Raw genomic sequence first — 13,379 nt, forward strand, 5'->3', positions numbered from 1 at the left:
TATACTTTGCTATTAACTATGAACTTGCCACGGTGTACTTAATTTCGCTCCACTATTCGGATATCGGTGCGAGACCCAATAAATTTCTGAGTAAATGACATACCTTCTGTACTTCCTTATATTGCTCCAAATACGCAAAAAGAGCTTTTAAGAGACCTTTCTGAGGGTTCGATTTCAGAGCCTCTTCCTTTAATTGAGCGTAAATTTGCTGACACTCCTGTTTCTCCTCTGAGCTCCACGAAGACAGCAGTATACTGTCTTCCAGGGAGTGGAGAAGGCCGTTAATTTGACGACCTTGGTCAAAGGGATTACTTAAAGCGCTCTCGGGTAACCAGCCTTTCTTGCTCCAAAACAAATGTGGAGCGGGATCAGCACTGCTCAGGCTGGTTGCCAAGGAACTGGATAAGAAGATGATAAACTGTGTTAGATGCTCAATCGTTTCATCATTCATCCGATCGGCAAAGAAGCGAATATATTCAAACACAATGCTTTTCAGCACAAAGGTTATATCCCATGCATGATCTTCAATGCCTGGTCCAAAAATATCAATCAGGCAGTCGCGAACCCATTTGTATAATTTGTATTCATGCTGTTCAAACGCACCATTGAGTTGTTCATTTTGAAAAATAAGCATGGAAGGCTCAGGAAGATCCATCATGAGATACACTTTGTTTTCAACAAGATTTTTCAAGTAGAGTACAATAAAACCGTGCAGCTTATCGTGTTTAGATAGGTCAGGTTTACTGTAGAGAGCTCGGATGTCTTGTTCAATATTGTTTTCCAGAATGACACACATTTCCAAAGGCAATTCTTCTTTCCCTTGAAAATATTTATAGAAGGATGCTTTTGCCATTCCACTTTCTTTAGCGATTTCTTCAACAGATGTTGAATAATAGCCTTTTCTGGAGAACAGCCGAATGGCCGCCTGTAAAATATCATTTTTTTTACTTTCCATACATACTCCCTCCAGGAACCAACTCGACAGCATGCGGAATTCGATACTTCATACATTACAAAGGTTGGTCACGTGTAATAACTGTGTGCTGCTGTTTTTTGAGTTGCCGGTGCATCTTGTACTTGGCCATGATCATATACAAGGACGGCACCACAAACAAAGTTAACAAGGTTGAAAATAACAAACCGAAAATGACGGTGAACGCCAGTGGCTTAAAGAGCAGGCTCCCTAATAGTGCTAATGGAATCATACCTACAATGGCAGCCAGGGAAGTCAACAAAATCGGTCTGAAGCGAGCAGCGGCGGCTTGTATTACGGCTTCCCTTAACTCCACTCCTTCATATCTTGCATCCTCGATAAATTCAATTAAGACAATCCCGTTCCGTACCACAATACCCGCAAGTGCGATAATTCCCATGATACTCATAAAACCGATGGGCATACCAGTTAGAAAAATACCAATAATCCCGCCGGCAGCTGCTAGGTACACGGTCGTCATAATAATAATAGGAATGGAGAGTGAATAAAACTGCATCGTGATCAAGAGTAAAATGAGTAAGACTACAACAATCGCCAGCTTCCCTAAATCTCCGAATATGGTGGACTGATCGGATGTTTCACCGCCTACCTCCCATTTATAGCCTTCAGGGAACTTCATTTGTGCCAGTTTGCCTTCCACATCTACCATGGCTTCACTTGCAGTTCTTCCATTCAAGTCAGCTTCGACCGTAATCGTCCGCTCCATATTGTAATGCTTGATTTGCTGAATAGCAAATGACGGTTTAATCTGTACAAGCTGGTTTAATGGAATTTGCTTGCCAGCTGCATTCACTACACTTAATTGTTGGAAAAGCTTACTTGGCTCCTCGTTACTGTGATTCAAATACATCTTGATATCTACCAGACTGCTTCCCGTATCAAATTGACTGACTTGAGCTCCTTCTTTTAACAGAAGAAGGGTACGAGTCAAATCTGTATAGCTTACTAGATACTGATCCATGGCTTGTTTGTTAACCTCAAGCTCGAGGGCATATCGTTCAATTCCTATGTCATCTACGATGCCCGTTGTGCCCTCAACTGTCGCGATCTGCTCCTTTGCTTTTTGGGCAAGGGTTTGCAGTTCATTCAGATCCTGACCTGAGATACGAATAGAAACGGGTTTACCTACTGGAATCCCAAGACGGGGAACATACATGGTAACCGTAACGCCAGGGTAGGATTTCTTAACATGTTGTTCCCAAGCATCAACTGTCGAATTGAGATCGAATACGTTCTCTTTTCCGACAACAGCAATCTGACCTACGGTTTCGTTATAACTGATAGTTCCACCCGCACTATTAATGTCACTAAACAGTTGGGGGGCAGTCCCACCTGCACTGTAAACGACCTTGGAAGTTTCGGGTTGCTTCTTAATCCAGCCTGCAAGATCTTTAACGACCTGGTCGGTTTCCGCAATGGAAGTGCCTACAGGCATTTTTACATTTAATGCAACATGAGGATCTTCAGATTCAGGGAAAAGCTCAACCGATGTAAAGGGAACTAATCCATAAGCGGTTGTTCCAAGCATGAGTCCAACCATAGCCGTCAGCAAGGGACGCTGAATGACTTTAGGCATCAGCTTTTGTGAATAAAGCTTGTTTAAAGAGTGAATCTGCTGACCGAGCAAGCCTACTGGTTTAGATTTCCTCTGAGGATGATGAGTCTGTCTGCGTTTCTCATACCACTCTCGAAAAATAGGGATGATCGTGAGAGACATGATCATAGAAGCTAACATGGACAGAGAAACAATGGTGGGAATGGGTCTAATAAAGGCACCTACATTTCCGGGCAGAAACAACAATGGAGCAAAGGCAGAGATCGTGGCCAATGTTGCAATCAAAATAGATAGCATGACCTCTTTGGTACCTTTTATAGCTGCAACGGAGGGTGGCTCTCCTAATTCCGTAAGTCTGCGCTCAATATTATCGTTTACCACTACAGCGTCATCCACGAGTATGCCGAGTACAATGATCAGACCGACAACGGAAATCTGATTTAGAGTAATGCCGAACATAGGTAAAAAGATAACGGCAATCGAAACCGAAATAGGGATTGCCAGCGCGACAAAAGCTGAGGTGAGTAAATTCAAGCCCAACATACAAACAAGAATAACCGCTGCAATGGCCAGAATCGTTTCACGCTTTAAGTCGTCAAAGATATGGCTTACCTGATCCTTTTGTGCAAAGAGAGTCTGTAAGTGAACACCCGCAGGGAGTGTTTTCTCCAGCTCTTTGAGCTTGCTATTGACCTTTGCGCTCATAGAAGGGATGTCTGTGCCTGTTTCCGCCCCAATACTTAGTGTAATGGCCGGTTTACCCTCTACGTAAGCGAAATATTCTGCCTCAGGATGTGTCAGCTCAGTTGTGCCGATATCTCTTAAATAAACAGGATTACCTTCTTTTGTACGTGTCAAGATGACCTGATTTAATTCGTCAGCTTTTTCGGTCTCACGAACAACGAGTTGATAGGTTCGTCCGTTGTATTCAATATTACCAGTAGGAACCCGATCGATCTGAGATTGAATCGCTTGTGCCACTTGTCCCCACGACAACTGATATTGCTGAAGCTTCTGGTTGTCGATATGGACACGTACTTCTTGATCGGGAAGACCATTGAATTTAACACTGGATACGCCGGAAATCGTATTAAGTTGATCTTTCCAGGTGGTGGTCAAATCATTTAGTTTATACAGTGGGGCAGATGAGTCGGCGGTCAGGGCATAAGAGCCGATAAACGAGCTGGTCAGCTTGTCATTTACAACAGGCACCTCAGCACCTTGAGGAAGATCAGCTTGTGCATCCTGCACTTTTTTACGCATATTATCCCAAACCGTTTGAGGATCGACTCCATTTTTGGATTCGATTAAAATAGAGGAGAATCCGTTCCCAGAAGTCGAATTAATCGTTTTAACACCTTCAACCTCCTTGATGCGTTTCTCCAGCTCTTTAGTTACGGTTTGTTCTACTTTTTGTGGTGAAGCGCCGGGATAGACGGTTGTGACCGTAGCATTCTGTATGGTCACATCGGGCATTTCCTGCTGTGGTAACTGGAAAAATCCAAAAGTTCCAACTACAATCAGCATGACAAAAAACAGCAATGTTATTTTTCGTTTTTTTACGATGTACTCAATCATGGACGTCCGCCTTCCTCCGACTGAATCGCATTTCCATCAAATAGGGATTCTGCCCCTTTAATGACAATACGTTCTCCTTCACGAAGCCCGGATACAATTTGCAATTGATTATCTACAACCTGATTGCCAAGCTCCACAGGGGTTCTAACCGCTTTTCCTTGAACATCTTTGAAAATAAAAGGCTTGCTTCCCGTATTGATGACTGCTTCAGCAGGCACAAGAATACCGTTCTTGTCTGTCACCTGATGCGCAGCTTTGATGACCTGGCCGGGTAACCAGTCTCGCTGTGGATTGGCAATGACAATCTCTACGTTAACCCTCCCTGTATCGGTGCTGGTTGAAGGATAGACGTTGGACACCGTACCCTGACGAGTTTCTTCATAGAGCGCCACCTTTACCTGTTGTCCCTTTTTCCAATCCTTAATTTCACTGTCTGGTACGGGAAGGAGTACTTTAAGACGGTCGATGGAGCCTATGCGATAGACGGCTTGGCCCGACGCGACCAAATCACCTGTATTCACGATTTTGTCTAGGATTACGCCGTTCACAGGAGAAGTTAAACGGGTGCGTGACAGTGCCAGCTCTGCCTGGCCCTTGGCAACAAGCGCCTTTTCGTAGTTGGCGCGCGCTTGTTTTTGGGAAGCCTCAGCCTGTTCGCTGGCTGCAAGAGCTTTAGTTTTACCTGCAATCGCATCCTGAAAGGAAGCTTGGACAGATTGATGCTCTTCGGCTGTGGCTCCTTCCAGCAAAAGAGATAAGGAAGCTTTCGCTTGCTCCAGATTTTGAAGAGCAGTGGTAGCATTCAGGCGGGCGTTCTCGTTATCCGACGCGGTAGCTGCCCCCGCCTCAAACAGCTTTTGTGTCCGCTCGCTATCCGTCTTGGCCTTGTTATAGGCGCTTTGTGCCTTATCGACAGTGGTTTGAGCTTGCTGTTTTTCCTGAGCGCGCGCACCCTTGTTGACCTTGCTAACATTTGCACGAGCATTCGCAATACCAGCATCGGCAGATTGAATGGCAGAGGTAGCTGCCTGTAGGTTAGCCTGTGCGTTATCTATACCGGCTAGAGCTTCTTGGATCGAGGCTGTAGCCTGTGCAACCTGTAGCCTGTAGTCGGCGTCATCGAGACGGGCAATGGTTGTACCTTTTTGGACAAGAGTTCCAGTCGCGATTTCTGCGCTAGCGACGGTACCTCCGTTTTGAAAGGCTAGTGTACGTTCCTCATAGGCCTGAAGGGTACCTGACAAGTCATAGGCGGTATGGAGTGGTGTGTTTTTGACGACTGTAGTACGCACAACGGTCGGCTGTGCGGATGAACCTGAAGCAGCATCTTTTTTTCCGGTAGAGCATCCGGCGATGGCGAGGCTCAGTGATAAGGTGAGTATGATGATGGTTCGTTGTTTATTCATGATTATCCATCCTTCCGATAGGGTCATAAGTTTCTGTTTAAACTTACTGGTTTAAATTGAACTCATAAGTTCATGTGTATTATAGTGCGCCAATATTGTATTCGTCAATTCACTGTTTTGGATTTTATGAATTAGTTGGCGGGATTTCGGAACTTTTGCCTTTATAATAAGTCTATTAACATAAGAGGATTTTTTTGTTTATTGGTAGAGTACATGTGCGGGTTAATCCGTTTGAATACAAAGAAGATGGGAGCTATTATCCAAATGCTTTTAAGTAATAGAAAACACAGCAAAGTGAAAGTAGATGGCAAAGGAATCGCTAAAAGATGGGCTGTATTAACGCTGGCAGGAGTATTATGGGTCGGTCCGGTTGCTGGAACTGGGGTTCTAATCCCGTTAAACAATTGGATATCTGCTCCAATCGCGAGTGCTGCCTCCGGTTCAACGGTAAAATTGGGTGAAGAGATTATTACTTCGGGCGCAACATTATTGAAATATCGCTTTAAAGGGTCTAAAGGAACAGCGCTGGCTGATATCATTCGAGTAGACCTGCAAAATCCGTACGTAAAGCTGGATGTCATGACAGGGAAGAACGGACAGTTTACGACCCGTCAGAGCACAGGCGGTATGGCAAAAGAGACCGGTGCGGTTGCTGGAGTGAACGGGGATTATTTTAATACCTCTAGTGAGGGAGCACCGATCGGTGGACAGGTATCCAAGGGCGTGCTGATGTCTACACCCTCTGATTTAACAGGGATGTATGCCTTTGCTGTTACGAAGGATGGCTCGCCGATGGTTGAGCAATTTACTTTCGAAGGTACAGTAAAAGCTGGGGATGGGTCTTCCTTCTCCTTGGCAGGGATGAACAAGGCTTCGTACTCGCCAGAGACGAGTGGGAGCAGCTACAGTCACTCCAATGCTATGTATATTTATACATCTGCTTGGAAAGCGATTGAGCGACCTAAAAACAGTTCGACAACGCCTACAGAAATATTGGTACAAAATGGCGTGGTTACGCAAGTCTCCGAAAATGCTACATTGAATATGACTGTTCCGCAGGATGGCTATATTTTACGTACACACGGTAAAGCAGCTGAATATGCCAAAGCGCATCTGACTGTGGGACAGACCGTAGAAACGAACTATCACCTTCGCGTCAAATCAACAGGGAGTGAAGTAGATCCTTCCAACCTTCAGATGATGATCGGTGGACATACCATATTAGTAAATGACGGACAGAAGACTTCGTTTTCCCGAAGTACAACAAGTATTGGCGGGACACGTGCGCGTACGGCTTTGGGATATTCCCGTGACAAACGATACGCATATGTCATTGCCGTTGAGAAGAATGGGAACAGCGTTGGTGTATCCCTGAGCGAGCTGCAAACACTGATGAAAGATATCGGTGTCTGGAAGGGGATGAACCTTGATGGTGGCGGCTCTACCACTATGGTCACTCGTGATTTGGGAGATACGACAGCGGGGCTTACATTCAATACAGAATATGGTACAGAGCAACGTAGCATCGTAAATGGAGTGGGAGTATATACCACTGCTCCTAAAGGAACGCTCAAAGGCTTTACCATCAAAGGCAATAAAACGCTGCTGATTGGTCAGACCGGAAGCTACTCCTTCAAAGGCTACGACAACTACTACAATCCGTTTGATACATCGAAAGTACAAGTGACGTGGAAGTCCGGCAACCCTGCTGTTGTGTCCGTGAGCGGCGGTGTTGTGAAGGGGGCCCAACCGGGAACTGCTACCTTAACAGCATCCAGTGGTTCAGCCAGTGCGACAACCAAGGTCACCGTGCTTGGGGCAGATGAAATTTCATCACTTACTGCAGGAAGTGGGACAGGCTCGCTTACTGCAGGAGCAAAAATCGCAGTACCGATAACGGCCAAGACGAAAGATGGACAGAGTGTCAGCATTACATCAGATGCGCTCAAATGGGAGTTCATCGGCTTTAAGGGAAGCGTTAAGGACAATCAGCTTACGGTAAATACAGTGGATGCGGGCGTGAAAACAGGCTACGCCATTGGCCGCTACGATGGTTTCAGTGCGGTTGTCTTCCTGTCTGCTGGGGGGGCAAGTACAAATAACTGGGAAAACTTCGAAAATGTTTCGTATCCGGTTGATTTTACTTCAAATGCGGAAGGTGTTACCGGTACAGCGGCAGTTGTACAAGGGGATGGAGACCATGCCAATTCCAAAGTGCTGGAGCTAAGCTATGACATGACGAACGGCAGTGGTAAAATGTATGCTTACGCTCAATTAAACGGCACATCCGGCAAGACGCTGGAGCAGGCAGCTACATCCATCTCGATTGATGTCAAAGGAGATAAGAGTCTGAACTGGCTACGTGCGGAGCTGGAAGATGCTCAAGGCAAAACTGCATATATTGATCTTGCCAAAGTGATCGACTGGAACGGCTGGAAAACGATTAACGCAGATATGAGCGGTTTGAATATTTCGTATCCGGCGAAGCTGAAACGTCTCTATGTGGTCAATGTAGCCGAAGGTCAGGATGAGCGTGCTAAGTCAGGTAAGGTCGCTTTTGATAATATCTCTTTTAATACACCAGGAACAGTCGGCACAGAAGGACTTAAAAAGGGAACAGCTCAGATGACGATCGGTCAAAAATCGATGACGGTAAATGGAACGCCAACAACGATTGATGCAGCTCCGATGACTCGCAATGGGTCGACGTATGTTCCAATCAAGTATGTGTTGGACGCATTTGGCGGGCAAGCCAAATGGAATGCGGGCGATCAACGGATCACCATTATGCGCGGTGGTGTGCTGATGGATTTGACTGTAGGAAAAAAAGAACTGATTCTAAACGGAAAGCGTAAGAGCTCTGAAGTTGCACCTATTGTACTAGGAGGAAGGACTTTAGTCCCATTAAGACTTGTGTCTGAACAGTTAGGAATGACTGTAAAATGGGAACAAGAAACGAAGACCATCACCCTCCAGTCATGATATGGTATGATATATACTTGAAATGCTAGGATTGGAGTAGAACATTTGTGGACTTTCAAGCCGATATCATAGACCGAGTCATTAAAAATGCCATCCAGGTGATGGAGAACAGCAAATATCAGATGTTCGAAATATTGGACACGGCCCGGACCGAGCTGGTCACGTTAAATCAAGAGCTCCAGAGCGTATTGAAGGAAACGGCAGAAACGATCGAAAAAGTGGACCAGCTGGAAATGAACTATCGGCGGTCCCGAATTCGGTTGACTGAGGTCAGTCGTGATTTCGTCCGCTACTCGGAAGAGGATATCAAGCAGGCTTATGAGAAGGCAACGCAACTTCAACTCGATGTGATGATTTTTCGCGAGAAGGAAATGTATCTCAAAGCCAGAAGAGATGATCTTCAAAAGCGGGCCAAAAGTGTCGAGGCTTCTGTCGAGCGGGCCGAAACTATCGGTTCGCAGATGGGAGTCGTGCTGGAATATTTATCGGGTGAATTGGGACAAGTGACGCGGATCATTGAATCGGCCAAAAATCGGCAGTTTATTGGTCTGAAAATTATTTTGGCTCAGGAAGAGGAGCGTAAGCGCATATCCCGTGAAATTCACGATGGACCTGCGCAACTCCTTGCGCATCTAGTGCTTAGGACGGAAATTGTGGAAAGAATGATCGCCAAGCAGGAATTTAAGATGGTTCAGGACGAAATAGTAGACTTGAAGAAACAAGTTCGCTCCAGTCTTGAGGAGATGCGAAAGGTCATTTTCAACTTGCGTCCCATGGCTCTGGATGACCTGGGGCTTATTCCGACGCTCCGGAAATATGTGCAGGATTTTGAAGAAAAAACGAAGATTAGAGCGCTTTTTGAAACAAGGGGCAAGGAACACCGTCTCTCTTCCGCGATGGAAGCAGCCATTTACCGTCTGATCCAGGAAGCTTTGACTAACGCTGCCAAGCATGCTTACCCTACCTATGTGCTTGTTGAGATTACCTACCAGGCACAGCTTGTAAAAATTGTTGTGCAGGATAATGGTCTGGGCTTTAAGCCAGAGCTTTTTCAGCAAAAAAGCAAAGACCATGGGCATTTTGGTCTGATTGGTATGCGGGAAAGGGTTGAACTGCTCGAGGGGAGAATGGAGATCGAATCAGCTGAGAATCAAGGCACCAAGATAGTGATTCATATCCCAACCAACGTGGAAAAGGGAAAGGAGTAACAACATGGAAAATCAGGAAATGAGTAATGCACCCATTAAAGTTCTCTTAGCGGACGACCATCAGTTGTTCCGTGAAGGACTTAAACGTATTTTGAATATGGAGGACGACATTGAGGTCATCGGAGAATGTGGCGATGGCATTCAAGTGTTGGAATTCTGCAACGTAGAGAAACCGGATATTGTTCTGATGGACATTAATATGCCAATTGAAAATGGTGTAGAGGCAACTGAAAAACTACGTGAGATGTTTCCGGACGTCAAAGTGATCATTTTATCCATTCATGATGATGAAAGCTATGTTTTCGAGACGTTGCGCAAGGGGGCCAATGGCTATCTGTTAAAAGATATGGAGGCCGAATCCCTCATTAATGCTATTCGTTCAGTACATGAAGGATATGCATTTATTCATCCTAAGGTAACGGGTAAGCTTATTCAGCAGCTCCGTCGGATGACTTACCTGAATGAAACAGGGGCTATGGCGGAAGGTCATACTAAGGAAGCAGGCGTGAAGTTTGTCGCAGGTGAAAATAATCCACTGACCCGCCGTGAAGCAGAAGTGTTGCGTCTGATGGCTGAAGGCAAGAGTAATAAGATGATTGGTGAATATTTATTCATTAGTGAGAAAACAGTCAAAAACCATGTTAGTAGCATTTTGCAAAAAATGGAAGTTGATGACCGTACACAAGCAGTTATTAACTCCATCAAATATGGATGGGTTACGCTGTAAAGTGTAGTCTTTTCATGCATTAGACGATGCAGCTGCCTAGATATGAATGCTGTACCGCCTTTCTTTTAGAGCGAGATATCCGCTCGTATGGAAGTCCAGTACATAACCGTGACACCTCTTCCTGTTAAACGGCATATATTGTCGCTATAGGAGGAGGTGGAACCCTCGTGACGGCTCACTTGGTTTGGATATTGCTTATATACGGTGTGGGAGCTGCAGTCGTGCATCTCATGTATATACGACAGGCGGTTCAGGCTTATCACAATGGCGAAGATGCACACACGACATCGCTGGATCATCGTGCGACTCGCTACATTGTGATTACATCCAATGATGGAGATCGTGTGGAATGGGTGATGCGTTCATTGAGTATCCTTGCCTGGCTACACCGGAGGCCGCTACATGTAACGGTACTGGATGATGAATCTATAGACGATACGCTACCGATTCTGACCCGGCTGGTGCGCTATAGTCATATGGATGTTTCAGTCATCTCATGTCGTTTTTCACCGGGGAACCCGGTTTTGCCGAAGTCAGGCGGTGAAAAACAGGTTGTTATTGATCTTAGAACAGCAAACCCGTTGGCGGGCGCCCCACTTGTTCCTTAGTGACAGGGATCTGTGGACATCGTGGTTAAAATCAGATATAAATATTTATAGACAGTTGCATATGCAAGACAATAGGGATTTCGTTGAAATCTGTTTGATGTGAAGCACACTTCAGGCTAGCAGCCATGGAAGTGTGCTTTTTTGCTGTTCTCTGGGGTGATAAGCAATATGAAAAATGAATGAAAGGAGAGATTGAACATGAAAATTGCAGTATATGCAGTTAGGTACAAAGGGAAATGGAATCTCCGATTATCTGTGGATATTCGAGTAGATATGACATGGTGGTTGCACCAAGTTAAGGACCAGGAGAATGCTGTCGAAAGGTGGGTGTTATTAGGAGACGAGCTTCCCTTGTCTTGGGGAGTAAGCCTTTGTGGAAGATTTAAGGGATTAGCAGAAATGGAGCGGTGGGGGGATCGGCAATGGTGGGCTTATATTCTTTCACAGCTAAAGAATGAACTGGTTCTTGAGTCTTCTAATGGAGAACGAATCTTATCTGGAGGAGTAGAAAATATAAGCATTTGGGACCGTCAACAAGGGTGGGGTTCTCGCACTAAACATGGGAATGAGGGACGGGAAACAATAGGAACTGTACGTTCTATTCAAAACAGGAAGCTCGCTACGGGAGTAGATGGATTGGATATGGAAGGTTTAACAGGACAAGCGAACGAGCTGACTCATTTGTTGGCAGGACGCCAGTTGCTCGTACCTGAAGCTGAAGCACTGCTAGCAGAGGCAGCCCCGGATTTGGAGCCTACTTGGCGTTCAGCTGCGCAACTTGCATATCTGCAAGGCCGACTCAGCTTTGCTGCTGGTCTGGCTCCAGCACCACGCGCGCGCTGGTCTGCCGCGCGTAGACATGAACTCCGCTGCAACCGTTGTGGCAGTGGAAAGGTGCACCGCACAAGCTGCGCGTCGTGCGGCTGTAAGGCGTGCGCCTACTGTGAGACATGTCTCACACTTGGGCGCAGCCGTCAGTGCTCGCTGTTGCTTCGCGGTACAGCGAAACCTGCCATGCCGCGCGTGGCAGAGGTAGCGCCGGCGGCGAATCTCGACCGCTGGGGGCTGAGTCCTGCACAACGTGCTGCCGCCGAAGTAGCGCTGCGCTTTTTGGCTGCACCACCCCGCAGGGTGCGAAAATGCTCCCGCTTGGAAGGCCAATGGCAACGAGCGCGCGAATTATTCCGGCGCAGCATGCGTGTGCGCCAGGAATTAGGTGCTGCCGCTCCGCATGGCAGCACTCTTGCCCTCAACGAGCAGTCATCGCCCAAATCTGGCGAGCGTGCTTGGGAGATTGCTGGCTGGCAATTACCTGATTCTGCGGCCAAACGTTTTCTGCTCTGGGCCGTGACTGGCGCAGGCAAGACGGAAATGATGTTTCCGCTTTTACAGCATGTGTTGGAGCGCGGAGGGACAGCACTTGTAGCTACACCGCGCCGTGATGTGGTATTGGAGTTGGCACCTCGCTTGGCAGTTGCCTTTCCTCAAGTTAGTATGGTGACACTTTATGGAGGGAGTGCAGAACGGTGGCAAAGGGGACAGCTGACACTGGCAACAACACATCAGCTGTTGCGTTATCGCCAGGCCTTTGATTTGGTTGTAATCGACGAGATTGATGCATTTCCTTATCACAATGATCCAATGCTTGCCTTTGCTGCCCAAGCAGTATGCAAGCAGGAAGGGAAATTTATTTTTTTGTCTGCGACGCCGCCGCGTCCTTTGCAGAAAGAGGCTGCACGTGGTCAACTGCCACATGCCAAGGTTCCCGTTCGTTTTCATCGTCATCCCCTACCTGTCCCCATTCGTTTGGGGACTGCTCCAGTGCATCATTGGCTGCAAAAAGACCAGCTTCCTGCTTCATTTATTCAGCGCCTATACATATCCATTCAACGAGGGGCGCAGGTCTTTCTATTTGTGACACGAATCTCATATATTCAAGGTCTTGTGGAACTGCTGATGAGACAATTTTCTGATATACCTATTGCCGGCACATCATCGCAGGATGAAGAACGAACCGCTAAGGTGCGTTTGTTTCGAGCTACTGAAATACGTGTGCTGGTCACAACCACTATTTTGGAGCGGGGTGTGACTGTTCCACGAAGTGATGTGTATATACTAGACGCGGACAGCAGTCTTTTTGATGAAGCATCCCTTGTCCAAATGGCTGGTCGCGCGGGAAGATCTAAGGATGATCCATCTGGTAGTGTTATTTTTATATCCCCTCAATGGACTAGCGGTCAAAAGAGAGCGATTAAGCAGATTAAACGCATGAATGCACTGGCTCGGAAAAAAGGATATCTGAAATTGACGAAGCACTAAAT

General features: G+C 46.4%; 8 protein-coding genes. 5 read left to right on the forward strand and 3 right to left on the reverse strand.

The genetic code is table 11. The features are described from left to right. Positions 1–52: 52 nt before the first annotated feature. Genes KSP24_RS05725 through KSP24_RS05735 form a run of 3 tightly spaced genes read right to left on the reverse strand, consistent with a single transcriptional unit; the run spans position 53 to position 5,533 of the window. Entirely contained in the window at positions 53–955 is a 903-nt protein-coding gene (locus KSP24_RS05725; protein WP_025678294.1) for a TetR/AcrR family transcriptional regulator, read from the reverse strand. Positions 956–1,010: 55 nt separating this feature from the next. After that, positions 1,011–4,127: an efflux RND transporter permease subunit gene (locus KSP24_RS05730; protein WP_090737974.1), complete on the reverse strand. Its 3,117-nt coding sequence runs from the start codon at positions 4,125–4,127 to the stop codon at positions 1,011–1,013. Further along, the gene (locus KSP24_RS05735; RefSeq protein ID WP_216974668.1) at positions 4,124–5,533 is read right to left on the reverse strand and encodes an efflux RND transporter periplasmic adaptor subunit; all 1,410 of its coding nucleotides are present in this window, start codon (positions 5,531–5,533) and stop codon (positions 4,124–4,126) included. Before KSP24_RS05735 ends, KSP24_RS05730 begins: the two co-directional genes overlap by 4 nt. Before the next feature lie 264 nt (positions 5,534–5,797). Here KSP24_RS05735 and KSP24_RS05740 point away from each other — a divergent pair, with 264 nt between their 5' ends. The 5 genes from KSP24_RS05740 to KSP24_RS05760 all read left to right on the forward strand — a co-directional run bounded on the left by KSP24_RS05740 (position 5,798) and on the right by KSP24_RS05760 (position 13,377). Next, positions 5,798–8,515: a stalk domain-containing protein gene (locus KSP24_RS05740; protein WP_216974669.1), complete on the forward strand. Its 2,718-nt coding sequence runs from the start codon at positions 5,798–5,800 to the stop codon at positions 8,513–8,515. Positions 8,516–8,562: 47 nt separating this feature from the next. After that, entirely contained in the window at positions 8,563–9,723 is a 1,161-nt protein-coding gene (locus tag KSP24_RS05745) for a sensor histidine kinase (protein ID WP_013373402.1), read from the forward strand. Between the two features lie 4 nt (positions 9,724–9,727). Next, on the forward strand, positions 9,728–10,450 hold the full coding sequence (locus KSP24_RS05750) for a response regulator (RefSeq protein WP_013373401.1): 723 nt from the start codon (positions 9,728–9,730) through the stop codon (positions 10,448–10,450). A gap of 167 nt (positions 10,451–10,617) precedes the next feature. Continuing rightward, positions 10,618–11,058 carry a hypothetical protein gene (locus KSP24_RS05755; protein WP_013373400.1) on the forward strand — a complete coding sequence of 147 codons (441 nt, stop codon included), beginning with the start codon at positions 10,618–10,620 and terminating at the stop codon, positions 11,056–11,058. Between the two features lie 198 nt (positions 11,059–11,256). Continuing rightward, positions 11,257–13,377 carry an ATP-dependent helicase ComFA gene (locus KSP24_RS05760; RefSeq protein WP_216974670.1) on the forward strand — a complete coding sequence of 707 codons (2,121 nt, stop codon included), beginning with the start codon at positions 11,257–11,259 and terminating at the stop codon, positions 13,375–13,377. The last annotated feature ends 2 nt before the right edge of the window (positions 13,378–13,379 follow it).

Source organism: Paenibacillus sp. AK121, from assembly GCF_019042715.1.
In the GTDB taxonomy this organism is placed as follows: domain Bacteria; phylum Bacillota; class Bacilli; order Paenibacillales; family Paenibacillaceae; genus Paenibacillus; species Paenibacillus polymyxa_C.